Source organism: Azoarcus sp. Soil_N_20 (assembly GCF_057656155.1).
On record NZ_JBDGKX010000003.1, the window covers coordinates 1 to 23337 of the forward strand.

At 64.9% G+C, this 23337-nt stretch carries 31 protein-coding genes and 2 pseudogenes; 19 read left to right on the forward strand and 14 right to left on the reverse strand.

From position 1 onward, the window contains the following. The coding region (locus AC3A35_RS07420; protein ID WP_487435381.1) for a mandelate racemase/muconate lactonizing enzyme family protein at positions 1–1050 on the forward strand (1050 nt) is incomplete at its 5' end. A gap of 473 nt (positions 1051–1523) precedes the next feature. On the opposite strand, the gene AC3A35_RS07425 is transcribed toward AC3A35_RS07420, so the two are convergent. Together AC3A35_RS07425 and AC3A35_RS07430 are read right to left on the reverse strand one after the other, a co-directional pair. Next, complete coding sequence (locus AC3A35_RS07425; RefSeq protein WP_487435383.1) at positions 1524–1838, reverse strand: helix-turn-helix domain-containing protein; 315 nt, start codon at positions 1836–1838, stop codon at positions 1524–1526. Beyond that, positions 1822–2133 carry a type II toxin-antitoxin system RelE/ParE family toxin gene (locus AC3A35_RS07430; protein WP_487435384.1) on the reverse strand — a complete coding sequence of 104 codons (312 nt, stop codon included), beginning with the start codon at positions 2131–2133 and terminating at the stop codon, positions 1822–1824. Before AC3A35_RS07430 ends, AC3A35_RS07425 begins: the two co-directional genes overlap by 17 nt. Positions 2134–2257: 124 nt before the next feature. Between AC3A35_RS07430 and AC3A35_RS07435 the strand changes: the two genes are divergently transcribed. The 5 genes from AC3A35_RS07435 (at position 2258) to AC3A35_RS07455 (ending at position 8056) form a co-directional block, all read left to right on the forward strand. Further along, positions 2258–2503 (forward strand): hypothetical protein, encoded by a 246-nt coding sequence (locus AC3A35_RS07435; protein ID WP_487435385.1) that lies wholly within the window; start codon positions 2258–2260, stop codon positions 2501–2503. A gap of 380 nt (positions 2504–2883) precedes the next feature. Next, positions 2884–3723 carry a c-type cytochrome gene (locus AC3A35_RS07440; RefSeq protein ID WP_487435386.1) on the forward strand — a complete coding sequence of 280 codons (840 nt, stop codon included), beginning with the start codon at positions 2884–2886 and terminating at the stop codon, positions 3721–3723. Positions 3724–3791: 68 nt separating this feature from the next. After that, entirely contained in the window at positions 3792–5171 is a 1380-nt protein-coding gene (locus tag AC3A35_RS07445; RefSeq protein ID WP_487435388.1) for a cbb3-type cytochrome c oxidase subunit I, read from the forward strand. A gap of 101 nt (positions 5172–5272) precedes the next feature. Beyond that, positions 5273–6013 (forward strand): AAA family ATPase, encoded by a 741-nt coding sequence (locus AC3A35_RS07450; protein ID WP_487435390.1) that lies wholly within the window; start codon positions 5273–5275, stop codon positions 6011–6013. Positions 6014–6028: 15 nt separating this feature from the next. Further along, on the forward strand, positions 6029–8056 hold the full coding sequence (locus AC3A35_RS07455) for a nitric oxide reductase activation protein NorD (RefSeq protein WP_487435392.1): 2028 nt from the start codon (positions 6029–6031) through the stop codon (positions 8054–8056). Positions 8057–8208: 152 nt separating this feature from the next. Here AC3A35_RS07455 and AC3A35_RS07460 read toward each other — a convergent pair whose 3' ends face one another. Then, on the reverse strand, positions 8209–8442 hold the full coding sequence (locus AC3A35_RS07460; RefSeq protein ID WP_487435393.1) for a hypothetical protein: 234 nt from the start codon (positions 8440–8442) through the stop codon (positions 8209–8211). Here AC3A35_RS07460 and AC3A35_RS07465 point away from each other — a divergent pair. Together AC3A35_RS07465 and AC3A35_RS07470 are read left to right on the forward strand one after the other, a co-directional pair. Then, positions 8441–8812 carry a DUF3024 domain-containing protein gene (locus tag AC3A35_RS07465; protein ID WP_487435394.1) on the forward strand — a complete coding sequence of 124 codons (372 nt, stop codon included), beginning with the start codon at positions 8441–8443 and terminating at the stop codon, positions 8810–8812. The two genes, AC3A35_RS07460 and AC3A35_RS07465, sit on opposite strands and share 2 nt — an antisense overlap. A gap of 110 nt (positions 8813–8922) precedes the next feature. Next, positions 8923–9204: a hypothetical protein gene (locus AC3A35_RS07470; protein WP_487435395.1), complete on the forward strand. Its 282-nt coding sequence runs from the start codon at positions 8923–8925 to the stop codon at positions 9202–9204. 42 nt (positions 9205–9246) lie between these two features. On the opposite strand, the gene AC3A35_RS07475 is transcribed toward AC3A35_RS07470, so the two are convergent. Beyond that, positions 9247–9381, reverse strand: coding sequence for a hypothetical protein (locus AC3A35_RS07475; RefSeq protein WP_487435396.1), 135 nt, complete (start codon positions 9379–9381; stop codon positions 9247–9249). 27 nt (positions 9382–9408) lie between these two features. After that, positions 9409–9837: a transposase gene (locus tag AC3A35_RS07480; protein WP_487435397.1), complete on the reverse strand. Its 429-nt coding sequence runs from the start codon at positions 9835–9837 to the stop codon at positions 9409–9411. Here AC3A35_RS07480 and AC3A35_RS07485 point away from each other — a divergent pair. From AC3A35_RS07485 to AC3A35_RS07500, 4 genes and pseudogenes are all read left to right on the forward strand, one after another. Then, positions 9731–9955 (forward strand): annotated as a pseudogene (locus AC3A35_RS07485) (Fe-Mn family superoxide dismutase); the annotation flags it as partial. The gene AC3A35_RS07480 and the pseudogene AC3A35_RS07485 sit on opposite strands and share 107 nt — an antisense overlap. Before the next feature lie 2 nt (positions 9956–9957). Next, on the forward strand, positions 9958–10413 hold the full coding sequence (locus AC3A35_RS07490; RefSeq protein ID WP_487435399.1) for a chromate resistance protein ChrB domain-containing protein: 456 nt from the start codon (positions 9958–9960) through the stop codon (positions 10411–10413). After that, complete coding sequence (locus tag AC3A35_RS07495; protein ID WP_487435400.1) at positions 10413–11660, forward strand: MFS transporter; 1248 nt, start codon at positions 10413–10415, stop codon at positions 11658–11660. The genes AC3A35_RS07490 and AC3A35_RS07495 overlap by 1 nt, the downstream gene beginning before the upstream one ends. A 51-nt stretch (positions 11661–11711) precedes the next feature. Further along, positions 11712–11885, forward strand: coding sequence for a hypothetical protein (locus AC3A35_RS07500; RefSeq protein ID WP_487435401.1), 174 nt, complete (start codon positions 11712–11714; stop codon positions 11883–11885). Positions 11886–12232: 347 nt separating this feature from the next. Here AC3A35_RS07500 and AC3A35_RS07505 read toward each other — a convergent pair whose 3' ends face one another. Then, entirely contained in the window at positions 12233–12802 is a 570-nt protein-coding gene (locus tag AC3A35_RS07505) for a cytochrome C (RefSeq protein ID WP_487435403.1), read from the reverse strand. Positions 12803–12969: 167 nt separating this feature from the next. Between AC3A35_RS07505 and AC3A35_RS07510 the strand changes: the two genes are divergently transcribed. Continuing rightward, entirely contained in the window at positions 12970–13404 is a 435-nt protein-coding gene (locus tag AC3A35_RS07510; RefSeq protein ID WP_487435404.1) for an ArsI/CadI family heavy metal resistance metalloenzyme, read from the forward strand. A gap of 42 nt (positions 13405–13446) precedes the next feature. Continuing rightward, positions 13447–14049, forward strand: a complete 603-nt coding sequence (locus AC3A35_RS07515; RefSeq protein WP_487435406.1) for a sigma-70 family RNA polymerase sigma factor — start codon at positions 13447–13449, stop codon at positions 14047–14049. On the opposite strand, the gene AC3A35_RS07520 is transcribed toward AC3A35_RS07515, so the two are convergent. From AC3A35_RS07520 to AC3A35_RS07530, 3 genes are read right to left on the reverse strand one after another with little or no spacing between them, the layout of a single operon-like run. Continuing rightward, complete coding sequence (locus AC3A35_RS07520; RefSeq protein WP_487435407.1) at positions 13960–14271, reverse strand: DsbA family protein; 312 nt, start codon at positions 14269–14271, stop codon at positions 13960–13962. The genes AC3A35_RS07515 and AC3A35_RS07520 overlap by 90 nt on opposite strands. Before the next feature lie 58 nt (positions 14272–14329). Continuing rightward, positions 14330–14920, reverse strand: coding sequence for a glutathione S-transferase family protein (locus tag AC3A35_RS07525; RefSeq protein WP_487435409.1), 591 nt, complete (start codon positions 14918–14920; stop codon positions 14330–14332). 23 nt (positions 14921–14943) lie between these two features. Then, on the reverse strand, positions 14944–15732 hold the full coding sequence (locus tag AC3A35_RS07530) for an SDR family NAD(P)-dependent oxidoreductase (protein ID WP_487435410.1): 789 nt from the start codon (positions 15730–15732) through the stop codon (positions 14944–14946). A gap of 97 nt (positions 15733–15829) precedes the next feature. Between AC3A35_RS07530 and AC3A35_RS07535 the strand changes: the two genes are divergently transcribed. Continuing rightward, positions 15830–16414, forward strand: a complete 585-nt coding sequence (locus AC3A35_RS07535; RefSeq protein WP_487435411.1) for a TetR/AcrR family transcriptional regulator — start codon at positions 15830–15832, stop codon at positions 16412–16414. Further along, positions 16411–16776, forward strand: a complete 366-nt coding sequence (locus AC3A35_RS07540; protein ID WP_487435413.1) for an alpha/beta fold hydrolase — start codon at positions 16411–16413, stop codon at positions 16774–16776. The genes AC3A35_RS07535 and AC3A35_RS07540 overlap by 4 nt, the downstream gene beginning before the upstream one ends. Here the strand turns inward: AC3A35_RS07540 and AC3A35_RS07545 are convergent. Both AC3A35_RS07545 and AC3A35_RS07550 read right to left on the reverse strand, forming a co-directional pair. Beyond that, positions 16763–17011 (reverse strand): annotated as a pseudogene (locus AC3A35_RS07545) (transposase); the annotation flags it as partial. The gene AC3A35_RS07540 and the pseudogene AC3A35_RS07545 overlap by 14 nt on opposite strands. A gap of 534 nt (positions 17012–17545) precedes the next feature. Further along, positions 17546–17743: a hypothetical protein gene (locus tag AC3A35_RS07550; RefSeq protein ID WP_487435414.1), complete on the reverse strand. Its 198-nt coding sequence runs from the start codon at positions 17741–17743 to the stop codon at positions 17546–17548. A gap of 2 nt (positions 17744–17745) precedes the next feature. Between AC3A35_RS07550 and AC3A35_RS07555 the strand changes: the two genes are divergently transcribed. Genes AC3A35_RS07555 through AC3A35_RS07565 form a run of 3 tightly spaced genes read left to right on the forward strand, consistent with a single transcriptional unit; the run spans position 17746 to position 19375 of the window. Beyond that, positions 17746–18279, forward strand: coding sequence for a GMC family oxidoreductase (locus AC3A35_RS07555; RefSeq protein WP_487435416.1), 534 nt, complete (start codon positions 17746–17748; stop codon positions 18277–18279). Beyond that, a complete protein-coding gene (locus AC3A35_RS07560) occupies positions 18219–18443 on the forward strand; it encodes a GMC family oxidoreductase N-terminal domain-containing protein (protein ID WP_487435796.1) in 225 nt (74 codons plus the stop codon). The genes AC3A35_RS07555 and AC3A35_RS07560 overlap by 61 nt, the downstream gene beginning before the upstream one ends. Then, a complete protein-coding gene (locus tag AC3A35_RS07565) occupies positions 18416–19375 on the forward strand; it encodes a GMC family oxidoreductase (protein ID WP_487435417.1) in 960 nt (319 codons plus the stop codon). The genes AC3A35_RS07560 and AC3A35_RS07565 overlap by 28 nt, the downstream gene beginning before the upstream one ends. Positions 19376–19379: 4 nt before the next feature. Here AC3A35_RS07565 and AC3A35_RS07570 read toward each other — a convergent pair whose 3' ends face one another. From AC3A35_RS07570 to AC3A35_RS07580, 3 genes are all read right to left on the reverse strand, one after another. Beyond that, positions 19380–21476, reverse strand: coding sequence for an oxidoreductase (locus AC3A35_RS07570; protein WP_487435418.1), 2097 nt, complete (start codon positions 21474–21476; stop codon positions 19380–19382). A 140-nt stretch (positions 21477–21616) separates the two neighbouring features. Next, positions 21617–22519, reverse strand: a complete 903-nt coding sequence (locus AC3A35_RS07575) for a phosphatidylglycerol lysyltransferase domain-containing protein (RefSeq protein ID WP_487435419.1) — start codon at positions 22517–22519, stop codon at positions 21617–21619. 2 nt (positions 22520–22521) lie between these two features. Next, the gene (locus tag AC3A35_RS07580; protein WP_487435421.1) at positions 22522–23331 is read right to left on the reverse strand and encodes a TIGR03084 family metal-binding protein; all 810 of its coding nucleotides are present in this window, start codon (positions 23329–23331) and stop codon (positions 22522–22524) included. Positions 23332–23337 lie beyond the last annotated feature (6 nt).

Genomic DNA, 23337 nt, shown 5'->3' on the forward strand with positions numbered 1-23337 from the left:
CGCGACGGCAAACCGGTCATCGGCTACGGCTTCAACTCCAACGGCCGTTATGGCCAGGGCACCCTGATGCGCGAGCGCTTCATTCCACGCATCCTGGAGGCCGACCCGGAGAGTCTGGTCGATGCCACCGGCAACAATCTGGACCCGCACAAGATCTGGAACTGCATGTTCACCAATGAAAAGCCGGGCGGCCATGGCGAGCGCTCGGTGGCAATCGGCACCATCGACATGGCGGTCTGGGATGCGGTGGCCAAGATCGAAGGCAAGCCGCTCTTCCAGTTGCTGGCCGATCGCTATGGCGACGGCAAGGCGAATCGCAAGATCTTCGTGTATGCCGCCGGCGGCTATTACTACCCCGGCCAGGATCATGAAAAACTGAAGGACGAGATGCGCAGCTACATCGATCGTGGCTACACGGTCGTGAAGAAGAAGATCGGCGGCGCATCGCTGGATGAAGACCTGCGCCGGATCGACTCGATCCTGAGCGTGCTGCAGGACGGCCAGAAGCTGGCGGTGGACGCCAACGGGCGTTTCGATCTGGATACCGCCATCCAGTACGCCAAGGCGCTGTCGCAATACGACCTGTTCTGGTACGAAGAGCCGGGCGACCCGCTGGACTTCGAACTGCAAGCCACGCTGCGCAACTACTACGACAAGCCGATGGCGACCGGTGAGGATCTGTTCTCGATGCAGGATGCACGCAACCTGATCCGTTACGGCGGCATGCGCCCCGATCGCGACTGGCTGCAGTTCGACTGCGCATTGAGCTATGGACTGGTCGAGTACCTGCGCACCCTGGACATGCTCAAGCAACATGGTTGGTCGGCCAGTCGCTGCATTCCGCACGGCGGCCACCAGATGTCGCTCAACATTGCGGCCGGCCTCGGATTGGGCGGCAACGAGTCCTACCCCGACCTGTTCCAGCCCTACGGCGGCTTCCCCGATGGGGTCAAAGTGGAGAACGGCTACGTCACCCTGCCGGAGTTGCCGGGTATCGGCTTCGAGGGCAAGTCCGACCTGATCTGCGAGATGCGTAAGCTCGCGGAATAGGGCTCAATCCACACCGTCGTCCAAAGGCGCCGGTGTGGCGCATCACGAGGCGCTCCGGATACGCTCTCGTTTGGAAAGCGGCTCGTCTGGCAGCGCGAGTTGATTGCTGATTCGGGCAGGGTCTTCGGGTAGGGGGCCGGCTGCTCTCCGAGCGAAGGAGCCATTCGAACGGCCGCTTTGTCGGAATGACGTGCGGCAGTTGTTGGCCGGGTCGAGCCAAGCCGGGGTTCAAGTTGGCCGCCGTAAACCGGCTACCCAAGACGATCCAGCGAGGAAAATCCTGGCCGGATCTCCAACGGCCGGTGATGGCCGACACCGGCCCTTCAGCCGTCGCTTGTCAGAGGTCCTCGAGGCTTCCAGGCCCGGGCGCCAGGATCTGACCATTGCTGCCGCTGGCACCGCTGGGAAGCTGTCGTTCAGCGAACTCTATCTCGCCCGAGTGGAACGTGTAACCGAAGACTTTTGCGGCGAGCTTACTTGCCCGCTACAGCGAGCACCGCCTTTGGATTTGTGCTGGCAATCGCAAGCAATGTCCGAGCAGCGCCACTCGGCTGCTTTCGCCCCTGCTCCCAGCCCTGCAGTGTGCGAACAGACACACCCATGAGGGCAGCGAACTGAGACTGCGATAGACCTGTTTTTTTGCGCGCTTCGATAACGGGCGATGACACAACGCGGACTTGGCCGGCTTTCATCTCCTGTACCGCTTGCAGCAGATCAGCAGCAAGGTCGCGCTCAGCTTCGTAAGCAGCGAGTTCTTTGTCGGTGAGGGGGTTACTCTTCGAGGGCACGGCGGATCTCCTTAAGCTTGGCACCAGTAATGTTGTCGGTTTTGGCCTTCGCGTAGAGTGTGAGTAAGACAACCTCACCCTCAGACGTGCGAGTGAAATAGATCACGCGCACGCCTCCTGATTTGCCTGAGCCAGCGCGGCTCCAGCGCACCTTGCGGATGCCACCGGACTCCGGCACAACGTTCCCGGCTGCTGGGTGCTCTGCGATATAGGCGGCGAAGGCGCCTCTTTCCTCTTCAGTCCAGTACACCGGCCACTGCCGTTGGAAGAGAGACGTTTCGACGACGGTTAGCATGGCGTAAATATACGCCCTAGGAGTATAACTATCAAGCGCCGCAAAGCGACCTTGTTAAGACTCTCCAACTTTCAGAGCAACCGCGCCGCCATGTAGCATCGATCGTGCATAGTGGATCCCGCGGTTGGATGCCATCTCCGGCATGCTTAACTTGTCGCGCAACCTGGGGCTCATCACCGGCGCATCGGTTATGGGCGCAGTCTTCGCATTCGGATCGGCGTCGAGCGACATTGCTACGGCGCCCTCCGATGCCGTTGCAACTGGCATGCGGATCACGTTCGCGGTCGCTGCAGCTCTGGCTGTCGTTGCCCTGACCATCGCCACTGGAGCTCACCGTCGCGCATTCCGGAATCGAATCGCGACTCCGTGAGCGGCAAATCTAGACGGAATCGATCATTTTTGAAACGCGTTTGATAATGCAAGCCAGTCGCTTGCTTTTAAGTCATTTGACGCACATCGAGCGATCTCAGTAGGTGGTAAGGAACACGCACGCACAGAAAGTTCTTGTCTATGTTCGTTGCCGCACAGATGCAGAGCAGCGGACTCGTCACTATGCCGCCGTCTGCTGGCCTCTCTCTACTCCGGGGGAACGCGAGCGCAACTGTCGAGGGGCCACCCATGACTGCGTATCGAAGTCTCAAAGTGTTCAGCCATGTCGTGCTCGGTTTAATGCTCGCTGGCATCGCGTACGCAAGCGCGATCAGCGTGATTTACTGGACGGGCATCAGCGTCTGACGCGGGAGCAGACACATGAACAAGCGCCAGGCACGCTATTTCGCGATCGGGTCAACTCTGGTCGCCACGCTGATTTTTCTTGGTCTCACCGTTGACAGCCACCGCCAGTTTCCGAAACTGACGAACGCGCAGAACATCACGCCCGCAGTCACCCTGGGCAAGGATGTCTGGCACAAGAACAACTGCATCAACTGTCACACACTATTCGGTGAAGGTGCGTACTACGCCCCTGACCTCACCAAGATCGCGCAGCAGCGCGGCGCGCCCTACCTGCGCGCCTTCCTGAAAGACCCCTCGAAGTTCTACGACGAAGAGCGCCATCGCAGGCTGATGCCCCAGCAGGACCTGAGCGATGCCGACATTGACGGCCTGATCGCGTTTCTGGACTGGGTGAGCAAGGTGGACAACCAGGACTGGCCACCGCGACCGATCATGGTCACCGGCCTGGGCGCAACGGGAGGCAACGCCACACCCCCCGCAGGCGCAGCGGGATCGACCACCGCCGCAACCGCTTCAGACAAAGACCCGGTGGCCCAGGGCGAGCGTGTGTTCCGATCTGCCGTACCCGCCTGCACCGCCTGCCATTCCCTCACGGCGGGAGCAGACATGGCGGGCCCCTCGTTGGCCGGCATCGCCACACGCGCGCAGCAGACCCTGGCGTCACCGACTTACAAGGGTTCTGCCACCGACCTGGAGAGCTTCATCCGGGAGTCCATCACCCAGCCCAGCGCGCACCTGGTCGAGGGCGCGATGTACTCGGCCAACGGGGTCTCGTTCATGCCGAACACCTACGAGAAGGACCTGACAGACGAGCAGGTCGCTAACCTCGCTGCCTACCTGTCGACCTTCAAGTAACGGGCTTTGAAGCGGTTCAGCCCACACGGGCAGCGGTCCACCGCCGCCACTCCTGCAGGAGTTTTGAAATGCGCTACAGGTCTCAGTCGGTCGCTTACTGGTATTTCGCCGTGGCAATGGTGTTGTTCGGGCTGCAACTGGTTTTCGGGCTGCTGTCGGCCGCCAAGTACCTTGGCCCCGATCCGCTGCTGAACATCCTGCCGTTCGATGTGACCAAGGTGATCCACACCAACCTACTGATCGTGTGGGTGCTGACTGGCTTCATGGGCGCTACCTACTGGATGGTGCCCGACGAATCGCGCACCGAGCTCTACAGCACCAAGCTCGCCTATGTCCAGCTGGTCCTGTGGACCTTGATGGGCGTGACCGCTGTGGTGGGCTATCTGTTTCGCTACGGCACGGGCAACAAGCTGCTGGAACAACCCCTGCCGCACAAGATTGTGATCGTGATCTGCATGTTGATCTTTCTCTACAACATCGGCATGACGATCTGGCGCTCCAAACGCTTCACCACCACAGAAGGCGTGCTCGTGCTCGGCCTGGGTCTGGCCGCGCTCCTGTACCTGCCCGCGCTGCTGGAGTACGAGAACTACACCGTCTCCATCTACTACCGCTGGTGGACGATCCACCTCTGGGTCGAGGGCGTGTGGGTGATGATCCAGGGTGGTTTCCTGGCCTACTTGCTGATCCGCTTGTCCGGTGCCGACCGGGAGGTCATGGAGAAGTGGCTGTATGTGATCGTGGGTCTGGTCTTCATCGCCGGCATTCTGGGAACGGCGCACCACTACTACTGGGTGGGCGTTCCGTCGTACTGGCTGCCGATCGGTGGCATCTTCAGCGCCCTGGAGCCGGCAGCGCTGGTGGGCATGGCGATGTTCGCGTATTCGGCCATGCGCCGAGCGGGCTTTTCGCATCCCAACACACTGGCTTTGCACTGGACCATCGGCAGCGCACTGTTCACCCTTTTCGGGGCCGGTCTGCTGGGTCTGGCGCACACATTCCCAGACGTCAACAAATGGACCCACGGTACGCTGATCACCGCGATGCACGGACATGCCGCCTTCTACGGTGCCTACGCGATGATCGTGCTGGCGATGATCACCTACGCGTTGCCGGCGATGGTGCCGCAACGCAACGAAGAAGGCAGCAGCCTGGGCTACTGGGCGTTCTGGATGCAGTTGGGCGGCATGTTTGGAATGACGCTGTCGTTCGCCACCGCCGGCATTGCACAGGTGTATCTGGAGCGCATCATGGGCATGGGCTATCTCGATGCGCAGTTGAAGATACAAGTGCACTTCGTGATGCTGGTCGCCACCGGTTCGCTGTTCGCGATCGGCGTGGGGCTGTTCATCTACGACTTCTTCCGCCATGTGCCTCGCTTCGATGTCGAGCCTGACGCCACCGCACCACATTCGTCCAACGCCGAACCAGTGCTGTCAACCCGGTGAGCGAACCCTTGGCCGCTGCGTTATTCCACACTGTTACCCCTCTGGACAGCTCGGTCAGGCCACCCGCTTGCGAACCTTACTACCTGCCATCGGGTGCGGAAGTGGCTGTCTTCGAACACTGCCATGCCCTGCAGCTGGCTGTGATGCTCAAAGGGCCCACCGGCTGCGGCAAGACCCGTTTTGTCGAGCACATGGCCTGGAAACTGCGGCGCCCCCTGATCACGATTTCTTGCCACGACGACCTCAGTGCCAGTGATCTGATTGGCCGTTTCCTGATCCGCCACGATGGCACCGCGTGGCAGGATGGGCCACTCACCCGCGCCGTGCGCGAGGGCGCCATCTGCTATCTGGACGAAGTGGTCGAAGCCCGCCAAGACACCATGGTGGTGTTGCATTCTTTGACCGACCACCGTCGCATCCTCCCGATCGACAAGACGGGCGAGACGCTGGTGGCAGCACCCGGTTTTCAGCTGGTCATCTCCTACAACCCGGGCTATCAGCGCATGCTCAAGGACCTCAAGCCCAGCACGCGGCAGCGTTTCGTGGCGCTCGACTTCGACTTTCCACCGGCATTGCGCGAGGCGGCGATCATCGAGAGTGAGGCCGGAGCAGAGCATGACATCGCCATGGCGCTGGTGTCGCTCGGGCAACGCTTGCGCGCTCTGCGCGACCGGGGGCTTGCGGAAGTGCCGAGCACCCGCTTGTTGATCGCAGCGGCCGCGCTGGTCGTCAGTGGCATACCCATTCGGCAGGCTTGCCTCAGCGCGGTCGTGTCACCGCTGTCGGATGACGAAGCGCTGGTGGACGCGATGCGCGATCTGGTCGACGCCACCTTTGTTTGACTGAGGCACCGCCCCATGGCCGAAGCCGAGGACGTGATCACCGACGTAGCCCGGCACGCGACGGTCTTCACGCAAGCGCTGTGGCAGCGGCACAAGGCCAAGGTGCCATCTCAGTCCGTAACTCTGCTCGCGGACGTGGCGCCGCGTCTCGACCTGCTGATCGAGGCGGTGTTCGGTACCTCATACCGCTTGCGGACAGCGCAAATGCCGGCGCGCCCCACTTTGCTCGCCCATACGTTCCAACGTGAAACCTTCCCGCGCGCGCGCATCGCGTTGCCAGCCACCGATGGCCAGTGCATCTGGTTGCCACCTGAAACCGGCCTTGCCGATGCCGACCTGGCCATGGACCGCTTTCGTACCCTGGCCCTGGTGCAAGCCATGCGAGCGAGCCGGGGCAGCGCCGCCGGCCTGGATCTGTGCGCCTCTCCGTTGGTGCTCGACATCTACCTGCTGGTGGAAGCCGTTGCGGCCGATGCGGCTCTAACGCAACTGTTGCCCGGCATGGCAAGGTCCTTGAACAGCTTGCGCAGCGCAGCGCTCGCATCCCGCCCGCCATGGGCGCAATTCGCAGCGTCACGCCGGCCGCTGGAGGACCTGGTGCGTGCCTGGATGGCGCAGCCTTGCGACCAGCCGAATGCGCACATAGCCTCGTCCCCAGAAGGCTCGGTTCTCGTCGCTCAGCGTCTCGCGGCCAGCATGGTGCGCGAGCACCCCGGCGCCGCGCGCCTGGGCCCATCGCCCCTGTTTCGGGACACTTGGACCGGCGACTTGCGCAGGCCCAGCTCGGCCACGGACGCTGGACTTGCAGGCAGTGACGGGGTCGGCGACTCCCCCACCCGGTCACCGCGCAGTGCACGCCTGACCCGCCGCCCTGAGGTGCGCGAAGGCAGTGATCAGGAAGACGGGAAAACGCAGGGTGCGTGGATGATCCCGCCCGATGTGCCGCACGAACAGGCCGAGGATCCTTTTGGGATGCAGCGGCCAACCGATCGTGACCAGTCTGCGGGTGCCGACGAATTTGCAGACCTGGTCTCCGAGCTTGCGCAGGCGCGTCTGATCTGGACCCCAGGGCAAGCCCCGGAGGTGCTTTTGTCCGACGACCCGCCGACAGCAAAGCCCAGGCATACGAACGCCGCTGCGTCAGACGCGCCGCAAGCGTTCTGCTACCCCGAGTGGAATTGCCGGATCGAGGCCTACCTCCATCCCGGCGCCACGGTGCGGCTTCTGGAGGCACCGGTCGGCACGCAGAAGTGGGTGGACGACACCCTGGCCGAGCACCGCGCTCTGCTCGTCGCCATACGCCAGCACTTCGCTGCACTCCGCCCCCATCGCACGCTGCGGCGCCGCCAGACAGACGGCGACGACATTGACCTGGAAGCCTGCGTTGAGGGCATGGCAAACATGCGCGCCGGTTGGCCAATGGCCCAGGATTTGTACTGCGCGCAACAGCGAACCCGGCGCGACATGGCCGTCCTGCTCCTCATCGACGTCAGCGGATCCACCGATGGCTGGCTCTCGAACAGCCGCCGGGTCATCGACGTCGAACGCGAAGCCTTGCTGCTGGTGTGCATTGCCTTGGCGGCAATGGGCGAACCGTTCGCAGTGCAGGCCTTCTCCGGCAACGGGCCCACATCGGTGAGCCTGTGGGACATCAAGCGGTTTGACGAGCCCTATAGTCCCGCCGTGGCGCTACGCATCGCCGCGCTGGAACCCGATCAATACACGCGCACGGGTGCCGCCTTGCGCCATGCCAGTGCCTCGCTCATGCGCGAAGGCGCCACCCACAAGCTGCTATTGCTGTTGACCGACGGCAAGCCCAACGACTGTGATGTCTATGAAGGCCGCTATGGCATCGAAGACACCCGCCAGGCTGTGACTGAAGCCAAGCTGCAGGGCATCTCGCCGTTTTGCCTGGCCGTAGACCGGCAGGCCGCCAGCTACCTGCCTGCCGTGTTTGGCGTCCAGCACTACGCATTGCTTCAAACGCCTGCCTCGTTACCCACCGTGTTGCTCGACTGGATGCTGCGGCTGGTGAAGTCCTAGGTCCCCTATGAGACAACCATCCATGCACACCTTCAAATCTACCGCTACGACCGGACCTCGATGCCAAAAAAAAGTGGAGCTGTCCCCGTTTGATGGACGCCAAGAATGGCGCTGCGGCAGCAAGTTATCCACGGTCGCGCGCGTGCGGCGCCTCATACGCAGGCAGCGCGCGCGGCGGTGGATATCCTCGTCTTCATTGCCCTGCCCGCGACTACGGGCGCTACCGTCATGTATGTTGAGAAGTCAATTTCCACTGGAAACGGCATAGAGCCGTGCTGCTGACGGCCGATCCGCGTGCCCAGCACGGCGAGGATCACATCGAGCTTCGCGCGTGCGATCAGACGTGGCGTGCCATACAGGCGCGCAGCCAGGTGGGGTAACATCATGAATTCGTTATCCGGGGAGAACCGGGTGGCATTTCCCGAGTTGGTCAAAGCGCGTGTCGAGAAGCAGTTGGCGGCCTACTGCGAACGCCGCGTACCGCTGGACGTGCGCCATCTGGTGCGGCTCAGCTTCAAAGTGCGCGGCAAGTCGGTCACGCTCTTTGAAAATCGGGTCGTGCACGGCCAACCCGATCAGTGGGTGAGCGTGCCCATCGCCCAGTTCCGGTTCGATCCCGAGCGCAACGAATGGACGCTCTACTGCTGCGATCAGAATGGGCGCTGGTTCGTCTACAAGCACGCAGACACGGCGCGCGACCTCGGGGCGCTTTTGCACGCCGTTGAATTGGACGTCACCTGGATCTTTTGGGGTTAAGCTGAGCGCGGGCGTACTGCGCCCATGGCATTTGCATTAGTCGGCACGCCTGAAATGCGGCCGTTACATCTTCCGGGTAAGCTGCGCGAGTCATCTTTTTCTGTACGCCAATGAGAAGCCACGTCGCTGACCGCATCCAGATCGCACTCCCGCACTTCCACCTCCTCAACGAGGATGGCCTGTATCACCCGATTTCCTTTCTTTTCGTCAGCGACCAGATGTGCGATGACATCCTGGATGAGCGCGAGATGCTGCTCTCCCTGCTGCCCAGCGAGCGGCACGCACGACAGACGGCGATCTTCGCGTGCTACGACCCCGCGCTCAGTGCCCGCGCGTTCAAGGACCTGCTGCGCCTGTACGGCTACCCGTTTGTGAATCGCAGCACCGACTAGTATCACGACCCATTAATTACGAAACGTAATGCCGGGCCATTTTCAGATCCGCGTCTTGCCGAGAGAACGTCCACTCGATACGTCGCCGCTCGTCGTTTCGGCGTCGTTGCCATGCATCGACTTCACTGGCGAGCGTGTCACGATCAGGCAAGCGCCGATCGAGACATTGGCGGTCAAGAATGCCAATTTCGATTTCCGCCATGTTCAACCAACTGGCGTGCTTTGGGTGTAGTGAAAGACCACTCGTCGCAGCAGTTTGTTCGCCGCCCTGATTCCGAGCACTTGCTCGAAGCACTTACGGAAATGGGTGTTGAGGTTGTCGAGCACAAGATGAATGCGACGCGCCGTCGCGTAGATCTGTTCGAGCAGGTATCGGACGAAGGCCACGAAATCCGTCTTGGCACGATGATCGGTAATCTGCATGGTCCTTCGTCCGCCCTTGGGCTCGACTGCCACAAACAGCTTGCATGTGCCACCCCGCACGTACTCGTAATCCTGTCGAACGGGCGCAGGCGGCGGTTCCGGTTGGACTCTTCTGGTCTGGAGCCCACGCCGTGCCCGCCTCGTCAACGTCTGGGCCGCTGACCACGCCCACAACCTCGCTGGTGCCACGCCGCTCGTCGCCCTCGACATGTCCGAGCACAGCTACCATATGGACTTCGGCGCCAAGGCCGTGGGCTATGTGGACGCCTTCATACAGAACCTATCCTGGACGGCAGCCGAGGCTGAATTTGCCAAAGTGGAGGGCTGAGCATGAAAGGGATCACCCGCGAACGCCCCAAGATCGACCGCATCGCCTGCCCCTGGCTGGTGACGCGCTTCATCGACGAGGCCCCCGAGTTCCTCTACGTGCCGGCCGGCGACGTCCTGAAGGTCGCCGCTGACACCGGCGCCATCCCCTATGACGTGCCGAATGTCGAGCTCGGCCACCACGGCGAATTCTGCGGCTTCGACGTCTTCATCGAGAAGTACAAGCTCGACGATCCGGCCCTGAACAAGCTGGCGCTGATCGTGCGCGCCGCCGACTGCGGCCAGCCCCAACTCGCGAAGGAGGCGGCCGGCCTGCTCGCCATCTCGAAAGGGCTGTCGTTCAACTTCGCCGACGACCACGAGATGCTCAGGCACGGCATCGTGATGTACGACGCGCTCTACGCCTGGTGCGCGGATACGCCGCTGACGAAGATTGCCCGCCTGCTCGGCCTGAAGTGATGCTGGTACCCGCCGGGACCGCGCCCGAAGCGCGCCTGCTGCTGATCGGCCGGGCGCTGCGGGCCTTCACCGATGGCTTTGTGGCCATCTTGCTTCCCGTCTATCTGCTGGCCTTGGGGCTGGGCCAGTGGGAAGTCGGGCTGATCAGCACCGCCACGCTGCTCGGCTCGGCGCTGGCGACCCTGGCGGTCGGCCAGTGGGGATATCGCTTTCCGCAGCGCCGGCTGCTACTCGCTGCCGCCTGGCTGATGTGCTTGACCGGCCTGTTGCTGGCCGGCCTTGGCGGCGCTGGCGACTTCTGGCCGCTGCTGCTCGTCGCCTTCGTCGGCACGATGAACCCGAGTTCCGGCGACGTCAGCGTCTTCCTGCCGCTGGAGCACGCCCGGCTGGCTGAGGCGGCGCACGGCGAGGCGCGCACCTTCCTCTTCGCGCGCTACACCTTCATCGGCGCTTTGTGCGCGGCGATCGGCTCGCTGGCAACCGCCATTCCGCAAACCCTGACCGATGCCGGCATGGCCCAGCTCGACGCACTGCGCCTCATGTTCGTGGCCTATGGGCTGACCGGTATCGCGATCTTTTTTCTTTACCGCACGCTACCGAACCACCCAGTCCACGCGCAGGCGGCGCCGCCCGTGCCCCTGGGGCCTTCGCGCGGCATCGTCGTCCGTCTCGCCGCGTTGTTCTCGGTCGACGCCTTCGCCGGCGGGCTGATCGTCAATACCTTGCTCGCGCTCTGGCTGTTCGAGCGTTTCGACCTCTCGCTCGCCGCCGCCGGGCAGTTCTTCTTCTGGGCGGGGCTGCTCTCGGCCGGCTCCCAGCTCGCCGCACCCTGGGTGGCGCGCCGCATCGGGCTCATCAACACGATGGTGTTCACGCACATCCCGTCGAGCGTCTGCCTGATCCTTGCCGCCTTCGCCGACAGCCTGCCGGTGGCGCTCACGCTACTGTTTCTGCGCAGCGCCCTGTCGCAGATGGACGTGCCGACGCGCTCGGCTTTCGTGATGGCGGTGGTTACACCGGCGGAGCGTGCCGCGGCGGCGAGCTTCACCGCCGTTCCCAGGAGCCTCGCGGCCGCAGCCAGCCCGGCTATCGGCGGTGCGCTGTTTGCCGCCGGTTGGCTGGCTGCGCCGCTGGTAGCCTGCGGCCTACTCAAGATCGCCTATGACCTGACGCTCTGGCGCACGTTTCGACAGTACGAGGTAGATCCTGGCGAGAACGCTCACGCGCAAGGGCGTGGCGCGCCTTAGCGTACGATTTTTTCCGTTTTCTGAGACGACCCCTTCATCAACGAAGGCCCGGTGACTTTCGAGATTCTCGGCCACCTGGGCGAGCCGACCTTGGCCCCGAGCCTGGCGCCAGCGCGCCGTCCGCCGCTTTGGGAGTTGCCGGTGGCTGGCCAGCCCGAGCGGGAAACCGATCCGCAGGCCCAGCCGGCACCGGACTACGAATTCGATCAGCGCGTCGCCTGGTAGGGACGGCCAAGACCGAGACAAGGGTTGGGACTGGTCGCGGGACGACTCGTGCCCGAAGGCTCAAGGCCGGCCAAATTCGGTCGGCCTTGAGCCTTCGGGCGATGGATCTGCCTGGGCAAGCGAGATTTCCGGGCGCAATTCTCGTTTGACATGGGGCGAAACGCGCGCCGATAATTCCTGTGGGGGCGTTGAATTTCCTTTCCTTTTCGGTTGATGGCGGGTGCCAGGCCGGATTGCGGTATTCCGTCAGTGTGCCATCGAACGAAAGTCTTCCACCGCACCTTGAAGAGCGGGCTTGCCGCGCCCAATGCTTGGTCATGGCCGGCCCCGGCGAATCCGGTGCCGGTTCACTGCGGCGGCAGGGGAAAGCTCACGACGGCCGCGGCCGGCGCCCGACCGGGCGGGACGTAGGCCGGCGCCGGCTCGCCCGCCGGACCGAGATGGCGTAGGTAGCGGTGGATCGCGCCGAGGTCGGCATCGGTCATGTCGCGCAGGTTGAACCACGGCATCGGCGGCCGCCACGCCTTGCGCGCATGCGCCAGCCACTGCACCTCGGTAAGCGTGTGCGCAACGCGGCGCAGGTTGGGCGGATAGGTGGTACCCCACGGCCCGCGCCAGCCCAGCGCACTTCCGGTGAGCCACAGCTTCTCGTCGACCTTCCCGCCGGATTCCGGATAGCCCGGGGTGTGGCAGTCGTTGCACCCGGCAACCTGCACCAGATAGCGGCCGCGCTGGACCTCTGGTGCCGGAGGCGGTGCGCCCGGCGGCTGGGCAGCGGCAGCGCCGAAACCGGCAACGAGCATGGCCAGCACGGCGCCAGAACGGCGTGCGACGCGACGCGCATCGGACACGGGGCGGCCGGATTCGTCGTTCCGTGTGCGGGAACTGCCGATGGCGGTGAGGGGGTTGAGCTTCATGGATGGACTCCTGTGGGGTTCATTGTCGCGGTCGTAGGCGCCGCGATTGCAAAGACGGAGTCCCCCGGCGAAGGTGGCAAGAAATTCTCCTCGCGACCTTTCCGAGCCCGCGGCGTCTATACCGGTGAGCGGCCGACATCCCGACCCGGTCATCCAGGAGAACCACCATGAAGCGCCTTCACATCCATCTGTCGGTACCGGACCTCCTCCCGTCCGTGTCCTTCTACAGTGCCCTGTTCGGCACCCAGCCGGCAGTCAGGCATGACGACTACGCCAAGTGGATGCTCGACGACCCGCCGGTGAATTTCGCGATCTCCCGGCTCGGTCATGCAGCGGGGCTGGACCACCTCGGCTTCCAGGTCGAATCGGAAGCGGAACTGCAGGTCATGACCACCACCCTGCGCGACGCCAATCTCGTGGTGATCGACGAGGGCGCAAAAACCTGTTGCTACGCCCGGTCGCGGAAAGGCTGGGTGCACGACCCGCAGGGCATTCCCTGGGAGGCCTTCGTTACCCGCGGCGAGTCCACAACCTATGGCGTCGACCGCAATCCGCGCGACAATGCGGCAGGGGCCTGCTGCGCGCCGGCCGCCGGCGCCTGATGCCGGACGCACCGCACACCCTCTTCTGTCTGGAGCATGACCATGGACCAAGCTACCCAGGCCGCGCGCGGCGTGGCGGAAATCTACGGCGAAGTGCGCGGTGCGCTGCTTGCCTTCCTGCGCAAGCACACCGGCGACCCACAGGTCGCCGAGGACTTGTTGCACGACGTCGTGGTCAAGGCGCTCGCCGCGGTGGCCGACGAAACCCGCGCACCGAAGAACCTCACCGGCTGGTTGTACGCGGTGGCACGCAACGCGGCGATGGACCATCATCGCAGCCGGCGGCCGACCGAGGCGCTGCCGGAAGATCTCGCCGACGATACCGGCGACGCCCCACAGGCCGCCTTGATCGAGCTGGCGCACTGCCTGCGGCCGATGGCCGAGCGCCTGCCACCGACCTACCGCGACACCTTGCTCGCCGCCGAGTTCGACGGCCTGCCCCTGCAGGCGGTGGCGCAAGCGCAGGGGCTGTCCCTGTCTGCGGTCAAGACGCGGGCAAGCCGCGGCCGCCGGTTGCTGCAGGCCGAACTGGTGAGCTGCTGCCGCGTCGAGCTGTCAGGCGCCGGGCAGGTCGTCGACTATGACGCGCGCGCGGCAGCCCGCTGCCGGCCAGCGATCGCGGACGACGCCGACCGGACGCGCTGAGGTGCGGAGAAATGGAATGGACAACCAGGCCATCCAGCGGCCCTTGGCGGGCACGGTCACAGGGCTGACGTTGCCCGTGGCCTTGAACACGCCGCCCAGCAGCATCGGGTGCCACACCAGCATCGCGCCCGCCTCCTGCGCGATGCGCGGCACCTGGGTGTAGGCCAGATAGGTGGTGGGGCTGCCGAAGTCGAAGTGGAATTCCAGGGTCTTGCTGCTCATGCTTGCCTCCAGTGGTCTGTGGTCCATCGTCGTGGCGCGGCGGCGTTCATAGTGTGCTTCAGCTCTTGATGCCCTTGTCGAACGCGGGCCGCGCCTCCAGGCGTTTCACATAGGCATGCAGATGGGTCATCTCCTCGGGCATGCAGCCCAGCTGGCGCGCCATGTAGCAGCCGTGGCCGAGCATAAAGTCCACGCCGGACAATTCGCCCAGCATGTGGTCGCGCCCGGCCAGTGCCTCCTTCAGCGGCTCCAGCGTTTTCATCAGCAGGTGCTTGGCCTGGCCGAGGATCTCCGCGTTGCGCCGCTCCTGCGGCAGGAACAAGGTTTGCCCTATGATGGTGTTGATCGGGGGCATGACCATGCCCTCGCAGTAGTGGAACCACTGCAGGTAGCGCGGGAAGAGCGGTGAATCGACGGCCGGCTTGAGCGCGCCGTTGCTGTGGCGCGCGATGATGTATTCGACGATCGCGCCCGATTCATACAGCATCACCTCGCCGTCCTCCAGCACCGGCACGCGGCCCAGAGGGTGGCGCGCGCGGTGCTCGTCGGATTTCAGCGCTTTGGGGTGGAACTCCATGCGGTTGAGTTCGTAAGGCAGTTGCAGCCCCCAGCAGCCAGACGACACGTCCGGCGCGCGTGTCGGGGGCATGGTGCAGCTTCAGCATGGGTGCTCTATTTCAGGTCGGGGTTGCTGGCACTGTTCCACCAGGCCTGTTCGGAATGGGCACGCAGGTCCAGCTCGAATGTCCAGGCCGAGCGGTGCTGATGGGCGATGTAGAAGTAGGTGTCGGCCACTTCGGCTGGCAGCAGCAGGCCGTCGCGCTCCAAGCCCTTCTTCTCGCGCAGGTCCTGGAAGCGCTCGGGGCCGAGCATCTTGCCCAGGGTGTCCGGCGCATCCACGGCGCCGTCGTTGACAATGTGCGCGACGTGGATGCCCTTGCTTGCAAACTGGGCGTTCAGCGATTGGCAGAGCATGCGCCGCCCGCCCATGGCGGAGGCGTGCGAATGCTGGCCGGCGTTGCCGCGCATCGCCGCGGTGGCCGATGTCACCAGCAGCACACCCTTGCCGCGCTGTTCCATGCACGGAAACAGCACCTGCGCGAGGCGGAACAGGCCGAAGGTGGCCATGCGCCAGCCCATCTCGAACTGCTTCAGTGTGGTGCTGGCCAGGCCCCGGTCGCCGATCTGTGCGCCCAGGTTGAACACCGCCACCGCGATCGGGCCGACCGAGGCCTCGATGTGGGTGACGAGTTGCTCGATGCTGCCTTCTTCCACCGCGTTGAGCATGAAGCCGCTGGCCGAGCCACCCTCGGCCTCGATCTCGGCCACCAGCTTGTCGAGCCCCGCCTTGTCGCTACGGCGCGCGAGGCAGGCGTGGTAGCCCTCGCGGGCAAAGCGCTTGGCCACGTGGCCGCCGATGCCGGCACCGGCACCGAGGATCAGGCAGACGGGTTTGTCCATGGTCTTGTCCCTTGCTTGGATGGATCAGCGGATGGGGGCTGGCGATGCAGGTAGCCGATGGCTTGCAATTATGAACCATTCAGTACAGCACTCAAGTATGGCCCGCCCGATTGAATTCGACCGACCCCAAGCCGTCAATAGAGCGCTGGTGCGGTTCTGGCGCAAGGGCTATCAGGCCACGTCGCTGGCCGACCTGCTGGCGGCCATGGGCATTGGTCGCAGCAGCTTCTATGCCGCGTTCACGGAGAAGCGCAGCCTTTTCGTCGAGTGCATGGACCTGTTCTCCGTGCGCACCTTGGAAATGCTGCAACGCGCCCGTGCCGAGATGCCGCTGGTCGATGCGCTGCAGAGCTTTTTCGAGCGCAACTTCATCGGCGCGCGCGGTGCCGGCGCCGTGAGGGGCCACTGGGGCTGCATGCTGGTGAATACCGTGCTCGAGATGTCCGGCGTCGATGACGAACTCGCCGCGCGCGCCAGCGACCACCTGGGCGAGATGCAGCATGTCTTCCAGGCCTATCTGCAGGATGCCGGCGCAGCGCCGGAGCGCGCCGAGGAGCTGGCCGCCATGCTAATGCTGTTCAACGAGGGCATCCGCGTCTCCAGCCGCCGCCGTCTGCCCGACGTGCAGCACCTGCAACCCATCGCCACCACCTTCCGCCTGGTCCGAAGCGCCATCGCATGAGCACCGACACGCCCATCCCGCCCAAACAGTTCACCACCGTCAAGGGCCACCGCCTCGCGCATGTAGAGGTGGGCAGCGGCGACCCCATCGTGCTGCTACACGGCAACCCCACATCGAGTTACCTGTGGCGTGAGGTGATGCCGCCGCTGGCGAGCCTCGGTCGCGTCATCGCGCCCGATCTCATCGGTCACGGCGATTCCGACAAGCTGCCCGAAAGCCTCGGCCCCGGGCGCTACACGCTGGAGGGCACCGACGATTTGCTGGCCGCCCAAGCTGACTGGCTGGGCAAACTACTTCTGCCTGGGGCCGGTCAGCCCTGCGTACCAGGCTATCGACACCCAAGTCACCTAGGCGCCGACTAGATTGAATCCGGTTCAGGTACCCGTAGATGTAGAGCTTGAGCAGCGCCGCCGGATGATAGGCCGGTCTGCCAGTCGCTGCTGAATCAACGCCAACGAACCCCAGCTTGCGCAGATCGAGTTCATCGACGAAGACATCGATGACCCGAACCGGATTGGTCTCGGCGACGAAGTCATCCAGCCTCTCGGGAAGCAAGGCCCCCTGTGTGCGGCTCTGACCTTCGATGAATCGCTTCATGGCCACTGATCACGCTAATGTCAATGCCGACATCATACATCAGCGACCGTTTTTACACGGCCTCGGCCACGAGCGGACGGTGGCGATTTTTCTCCAAAGCCGACGTTGAGCGGACCGCTCACCCGCAAGCGGCCATTCGCTTGGCGATGTCAATTTTCGCGCGCAGCGGGCTGCTTTGTGGGGGCACCGGCCATTGGCGTGTCGTTCGCCGAGGTCGGTACCGGCCATGACCGGACTGGCCCCTGTTTTCTGAAGCAGCGATTCGAAAGTCCGCTCCACTTTGGAAGCTGCCGGACCGCCTACGGAAGCGCATCGGCCCAAGACGGCACTCGAACTGCCATGCTTCACGGTCGACTGCCGACCCTAAAGGGCGTTCGGCCCGGATCAAAAAAGCGGTGGAGTGCTCCGCAAAGCAAAGCGTCGATATGCCCGACCATAGACTGAACCAGCGTAGGGTGCCGACAACCCTGCGGCGCAGTAACGGTGGGGGCACGCCGGTTGTCAGCTGCGGGGCCGGCGCGCCGATTCCTTGTGCTAGACCGTGACAGGTTCCGCTCGCATCGCAGGAGCGGCCCGCCCCCCCGCCGCAGGCCTGATCTTGAACCAGATGGAATACATGGCCGGCAGGAACACCAGGGTCAGCACGGTCCCGGCGAAGGTGCCGCCGATCAGGGTGTAGGCCAAGGTGCCCCAGAACACCGACTGGGTGAGCGGGATGAAGGCCACAGACAACCATGAACGATCTCGAATTCGACTACGTCGTCGTCGGCGCTGGCTCGGCCGGCTGCGCCATTGCGAGCCGCCTGTCCGAAGATCCGACCGTCAGCGTCTGCCTGCTCGAGGCGGGCGCGCCCGACAAGAGCGTGCTGATTCACGCGCCTGTGGGCATGGTGGCCATGCTGCCGACCAGGATCAACAACTACGGCTTCGAGACGGCGCCGCAGCCCGGCCTGAACGGAAGGCACGGCTATCAGCCGCGCGGGAAGACCCTCGGCGGGTCGAGCTCGATCAACGCCATGCTCTACGTACGCGCCAACCGCTGGGACTACGACCATTGGGCCGCGCTCGGCAACCCGGGCTGGTCGTACGACGATGTGCTTCCATTGTTCAAGCGCTCCGAAAACAACGAACGCTTCCGCAACGACCCCTTCCACGGCAACGACGGCCCACTCAACGTGGCGAACCTCGCCAGCCCGAGCGCCACGGCCTGCCGCGCGCGCCGGACTACAACGGCGCCGAGCAATTCGGTTGCTTCCATTACCAGGTGACGCAGAAGAACGGCGAGCGCTTCAGCGCGGCCAAGGCCTACCTGACGCCGAACCTGTCGCGCGCCAACCTGAGCGTCGTCACGCACGCCGTGTCGGCACGCGTCCTGCTCGAAGGACGGCGCGCGCGCGGCGTGGCGTGGCGTACTACCAGGGCAACGAGCTGAAGCAGGTTCGGGCGAGGCGCGAGGTCATTCTCTCGGCCGGCGCGTTCGGTTCGCCGCAGTTGCTGATGCTGTCCGGCATCGGCCCGGCGCACGAGCTGAAGTGCCACGGCATCGAAGTCGTTCATGCGGTGGCCGGCGTGGGGCAGAACCTGCAGGACCACATCGACTACGTGCAGACCTACCTGTGCCCCAGCGACACGGAGAGCTTCGGTATCTCGATGCGCGGCGCGGCACGCATGACCCGCGCCGTCGTCGAGTGGTGCAACAAGCGCATCGGCCCCATCACGAGCCCTTTTGCCGAATCCGGCGCCTTCTTCCGCTCGGCGCCCGATGTCGCGGTGCCCGACCTGCAATTGATCTTCGTCGTCGCGATCGTCGACGACCATGCGCGCAAGATGCATCTGGGCCATGGCATCAGCTGCCACGTGACGGTCTTGCGGCCCGGCAGTCGCGGCCATGTCGGACTCACCGGCGCAGACCCGCGCGACCCGCCGTTGATCGACCCGCGCTTTTTCAGCGACCCCGCGGACATGGCGGCGATGATCGCGGGCGCGCAGAAGATGCAAGCCATCCTCTCGGACGACGCGCTGGCGCCGTTTCGCAGCGAGAAGATGCTCTACCCGGTCGAGCGCAACAAGCTGGTGCAGCTCGAGGCCGACATCCGCAACCGGGCTGACTCCCAGTATCACCCGGTCGGCACTTGTCGAATGGGCCCGAAGAGCGACCCGTTGGCAGTGTTGGACGCACGCTTGCGGGTACGCGGCATCGAAGGTCTGCGCGTCGCGGACGCGTCTATCATGCCCACGCTCGTGAGCGGCAACACAAATGCGCCATGCATCATGATTGGCGAGAAGGCCGCCGACATGATCCGCACCGATGCGCGCGCACCGTCTTGCCGCACCGATCGGCTGAAGTGCGCGGAGTCCGGATAGCGGATTACAGGTCGATGGCGACGCGCACACCCTGATCGATGGCGCACATGGCATCGAGTTCGGCAGCTTTCAATGCGCCGCCGATAATCGAGACTTCGACGCCTCGTCGCCGCAGCGGCTCCAGCAAGTCGGAGCGTGACTGCTGGCCCGCGCAGACAACAACGGTGTCCGCAGGGATCAGGCGCGGTTCATCGCCCACCATGATGTGGATCCCGGCTTCGTCGATGCGTTCGTATCGTACTCCGCCCAGCATGTGCACTCCCTTGCGCTCGAGGATCGCGCGGCGGATCCAGCCGGTGGTCTTGGCGAGCCCTTGGCCCAGCCGCGTCAGCTTGCGCTGCAGCAGCCACACCTCGCGGGGAGAAGCCGCGTCGCGCGCCGGCACGAGGCCGCCGCGCGCCTGCACGCTGAGGTCAATGCCCCACGCGGCCGCGAACCGCTCCGCCGGCGTATTGCCTTCCGGGTCGGCATGGGTCAGCAACTCGGCGACGTCGAATCCGATGCCGCCCGCGCCAATGATGGCCACCCGGCGGCCGGCCGCGACCCGTCCGGTGATGAGGTCCGCGTAGCCGACGACCGATGGATGGTCGATGCCGACGATGTCCGGCAGGCGTGGCATGACACCGGTCGCCATCACCACGTGATCGTAGCCCGCGTCCGCCAACTCGTCGGCGGCAATGGCACGCCCGAGGCGCAGATCGACGCCGGTGACTTCGAGGCGGCGCGAAAAGTAGCGCAGCGTGTGCTGGAACTCCTCCTTGCCCGGGATGCGGCGGGCCAAGTTGAACTGGCCGCCGATGGTGGCCGACGCGTCGTACAACACGACTTCATGGCCGCGCTCGGCCGCGGTCACCGCGCACGCCATTCCGGCCGGACCCGCGCCGACGACGGCCACGCGGCGGCGGCGCGGCGCGGGTTCGATGCGAAGCTCGGTCTCCCGGCCCGCGCGTGGGTTGACTAGGCACGAGGTCTGGCCGCCGGTGATGGCTTGGTCGAGGCAGGCCTGGTTGCACGCGATGCAGGTGTTGATCTCGTCGGCACGGCCGGCGGCGGCCTTGCGCACGAAGTCCGGGTCGGCCAGCAGTGGCCGCGCCATCGAGACCATGTCGGCGTCGCCGCGCGCGAGGATGGCCTCGGCCACGTCCGGATCGTTGATGCGGTTGCTCGCGACCACCGGGATCTGCAGCTCGCGCTTCAGGCGCGCGGTGAGGGGCACAAAGGCTGCGCGTGGGACCAGGGTCGCGATGGTCGGGATGCGCGCCTCATGCCAGCCCACGTAGGGGTTGATCATCGTCGCGCCGGCGTCTTGTATCGCGTGCGCGAGCGTCACGATCTCGTCCCAGGTGCAGCCGCCCTCCACGAGATCGAGCATCGAGATCCGGTACGCGACGATGAACGGCGCCGGCGTCTGCCGGCGCACACGCTGCATCACCTCCACCGCGAAGCGCATGCGGTTGATGGCGCTGCCGCCCCACGCATCGGTCCGCTGATTCGCCCGCGGGGCGAGGAACTGGTTGATCAGGTAGCCCTCGGCACCCATGATCTCCACGCCGTCGTACCCGGCGTCCCGAGCCAGCTGCGCCGCCTTGGCATAGTCGCCGATGGTGCGCTCGATGTCGTCTTCGCCCATCTCACGCGGGGTGAAGGCCGACAGTGGCGAACGGATGGCCGACGGTGCCACCCCTTGAGCATGCCGCGCATAACGGCCGGCGTGCAGCAGTTGCATGAGAATCCGCCCGCCCTCGGCATGCACGGCACCGGTGATGTGCAGGTGGCCGGCAACGTTGGTGGCGTCTGCCAGCGTGGCCATGCCTTCGAACATGTTGCCCTCGGCGTTCGGCGACAGGCCGCCCGCCACGATGAGCCCTACGCCACCGCGGGCCCGCTCGGCGTAGAACGCCGCCAGGCGCTCGAAGCCGTTCGGCGCCTCTTCCAGGCCAGTGTGCATGGACCCCATAAGCACGCGGTTCGGCAGGACGATGCCGCCTGGAAGCTCGATCGGGCTCAGCAGGTGCGGACAGGGCACCGAGCCGTGCAATGGTGCATTGGACAATTCTCCCATCCGGCGGCTGGATGCGTGGTGTGAGGCAATGGAATGCATGCGTTTGTCTCCTGGTGTGGGGGGCTCCGCCTGTTGGGCGCGGCCTTGGTGTCACGCGAACACAGGTTAGACGGCGCATGGACCGGAGTCTTGCGCGAGCTTGCTACTCGGCCCGGTCCGGCGCTCGGCAATAGTCGGTTTCAGCGTAGCGTGACGCGCATCTTCGAGAGCAGCGCCACCGGCTTGTACGAGAGCTTCGTACGGCGGAAGTTGGCCAGGCCGAGGTCCTGCTCGAAGTTGAGCCAGGCCAGCTCTGGCATCGCTTGGCAGTAGTGCTGGAACATGTGCTGATAGAGACCTTTGAACCCGTCCATTCCCTTGGCGAAGCGGATCGCCGACACGCCAGGGCGCATCGGCTGCGCGAGCATGAAGCCGACCGCACGCCCTGCGATGCGATGCAAGAAGCCGTGCAGACCCAACGTGCCGCAGAGCGCGAGCGCCTCCAGGCAGGGAGCGTCGTCAGCCTCGCCCCGCTGCTTGCCCTTGGCGGCCATCCAGGCTTCGAGCACCTGCTGGGCCTCGTCTGCCATGGCCTCGTGGTAGGGCGTGGCGTCCACGCGATGAGCGGCATGCAACTGCTTGACGAGATTGCGCTTCTTGTTCAGCCCGGTGCCGCGATAGTGGCGGAAATGCTCCGCGGGATAGAGATAGTCCGCATCGTCGCGGGAGCTATGCAAGGCGAAGCGTTGCGTGTCCAGTCGGGCCGCCTGGAGCTCGCTCAGTGGGCCAAAGGCATCGTGGCCGCGGAGCCGCTCCCGGAGCAATTCGTGCCGCGCGGACTGCAGGTCAAACAACGGGATCAGAAGACGCGCGCCATCGTAGCCGCGGCCCGCGATGCATGGCAGCGGCGCGCGCAGCAGCCGCCAATCGTGGATGCGCCGGAAGAGGTAGAGGTTGGCGAACCAGGGGTCGGACAGCGTTCGCTCCGGCGGCCCCTCCTCCGCCCAGCGCGCCGTCAGCAATGGCTCTACCCTGGCGCGATGCACCAACGAAAGCGGCTCGCCTGTGCAATCGAGGTCGCGGCCAGCGGCAAGGTCGGCCACGCTCAACCTGCGTAGACAAGCTGTCGAACGCCCGGCTTCGGGCCCTCAGCGGGCGGCCCGGCAAAGCACTGCGCCATGTGCAGCCAGTCACTCACCGGCCCGTCGGTGTACTGCAGAGAGGTGTCGTGAACGTGGCGACGCTGGGTGACCAAGAGGCAGAAGTCTTCTGCCGTGCCGCTCACGCGATGCGGGGACCCGGCATCGCCCCATTCCCAGATGCTGCCGTCCGGCGCCCGCAAGGCGACGTGAGGAACGATCTCGGGGACGGGCAGCCTCCGGTTCGCGAAGGTCCAACCGAAGGTGGTGAAACCCAGATGCGCGACGTGCTTCAGGCGCGCCGTCCCCGGGCGTCGGCGGCGCATCACGTCCCACACGTCCTGCCCATGCGCCCAGGTCTCCATCAGCCGGGCGCTGGCGAATGAGCGCGCACTCATGAGCGGCCCGTACCAAGGCAGCCTCGCCGTCGGGGCGAGCAGGGACAACTCGTGGGCCAGCGCCTCGTGGCGTTCGCGCCAGAGTGCGAGCAGGGCCGGACCGTCGAGTTGGCCGAAGGTCTCACGCTGGATCGCGCTGAACTCCGCGCCGCCCGAGATGCGGGCGTTCAGGGCCGCCGCCTCGGACGCGAAGCGCTCGGGTTCGCGCACGGCCTGCAATGCGGTCTCGTCGAAGTAGCACAGGTGCGCAATTTCGTCCCATGGCGTCCAGTCGTAGAAGGCACTCGGGGCCCTCCATTGCGCCGGCGTGAGGGTGTCGCACAGAGCGGCGAGCTCTCGGTACTCGGCCAGCAGGTCGAGCGCGGTGTCATTCTTCATGGTAGT

What these genes read in the sequence shown, in the direction of transcription:
- AC3A35_RS07430 (WP_487435384.1), bottom strand. Translation starts at nt 2,133, where the DNA reads ATGCTAACCGTCGTCGAAACGTCTCTCTTCCAACGGCAGTGGCCGGTG.
- AC3A35_RS07440 (WP_487435386.1), top strand. Translation starts at nt 2,884, where the DNA reads ATGAACAAGCGCCAGGCACGCTATTTCGCGATCGGGTCAACTCTGGTC.
- AC3A35_RS07445 (WP_487435388.1), top strand. Translation starts at nt 3,792, where the DNA reads ATGCGCTACAGGTCTCAGTCGGTCGCTTACTGGTATTTCGCCGTGGCA.
- AC3A35_RS07455 (WP_487435392.1), top strand. Translation starts at nt 6,029, where the DNA reads ATGGCCGAAGCCGAGGACGTGATCACCGACGTAGCCCGGCACGCGACG.
- AC3A35_RS07465 (WP_487435394.1), top strand. Translation starts at nt 8,441, where the DNA reads ATGAATTCGTTATCCGGGGAGAACCGGGTGGCATTTCCCGAGTTGGTC.
- AC3A35_RS07460 (WP_487435393.1), bottom strand. Translation starts at nt 8,442, where the DNA reads ATGATGTTACCCCACCTGGCTGCGCGCCTGTATGGCACGCCACGTCTG.
- AC3A35_RS07470 (WP_487435395.1), top strand. Translation starts at nt 8,923, where the DNA reads ATGAGAAGCCACGTCGCTGACCGCATCCAGATCGCACTCCCGCACTTC.
- AC3A35_RS07480 (WP_487435397.1), bottom strand. Translation starts at nt 9,837, where the DNA reads ATGTCGAGGGCGACGAGCGGCGTGGCACCAGCGAGGTTGTGGGCGTGG.
- AC3A35_RS07490 (WP_487435399.1), top strand. Translation starts at nt 9,958, where the DNA reads ATGAAAGGGATCACCCGCGAACGCCCCAAGATCGACCGCATCGCCTGC.
- AC3A35_RS07495 (WP_487435400.1), top strand. Translation starts at nt 10,413, where the DNA reads ATGCTGGTACCCGCCGGGACCGCGCCCGAAGCGCGCCTGCTGCTGATC.
- AC3A35_RS07505 (WP_487435403.1), bottom strand. Translation starts at nt 12,802, where the DNA reads ATGAAGCTCAACCCCCTCACCGCCATCGGCAGTTCCCGCACACGGAAC.
- AC3A35_RS07510 (WP_487435404.1), top strand. Translation starts at nt 12,970, where the DNA reads ATGAAGCGCCTTCACATCCATCTGTCGGTACCGGACCTCCTCCCGTCC.
- AC3A35_RS07515 (WP_487435406.1), top strand. Translation starts at nt 13,447, where the DNA reads ATGGACCAAGCTACCCAGGCCGCGCGCGGCGTGGCGGAAATCTACGGC.
- AC3A35_RS07520 (WP_487435407.1), bottom strand. Translation starts at nt 14,271, where the DNA reads ATGAGCAGCAAGACCCTGGAATTCCACTTCGACTTCGGCAGCCCCACC.
- AC3A35_RS07525 (WP_487435409.1), bottom strand. Translation starts at nt 14,920, where the DNA reads ATGCCCCCGACACGCGCGCCGGACGTGTCGTCTGGCTGCTGGGGGCTG.
- AC3A35_RS07530 (WP_487435410.1), bottom strand. Translation starts at nt 15,732, where the DNA reads ATGGACAAACCCGTCTGCCTGATCCTCGGTGCCGGTGCCGGCATCGGC.
- AC3A35_RS07535 (WP_487435411.1), top strand. Translation starts at nt 15,830, where the DNA reads ATGGCCCGCCCGATTGAATTCGACCGACCCCAAGCCGTCAATAGAGCG.
- AC3A35_RS07540 (WP_487435413.1), top strand. Translation starts at nt 16,411, where the DNA reads ATGAGCACCGACACGCCCATCCCGCCCAAACAGTTCACCACCGTCAAG.
- AC3A35_RS07555 (WP_487435416.1), top strand. Translation starts at nt 17,746, where the DNA reads ATGAACGATCTCGAATTCGACTACGTCGTCGTCGGCGCTGGCTCGGCC.
- AC3A35_RS07570 (WP_487435418.1), bottom strand. Translation starts at nt 21,476, where the DNA reads ATGCATTCCATTGCCTCACACCACGCATCCAGCCGCCGGATGGGAGAA.
- AC3A35_RS07580 (WP_487435421.1), bottom strand. Translation starts at nt 23,331, where the DNA reads ATGAAGAATGACACCGCGCTCGACCTGCTGGCCGAGTACCGAGAGCTC.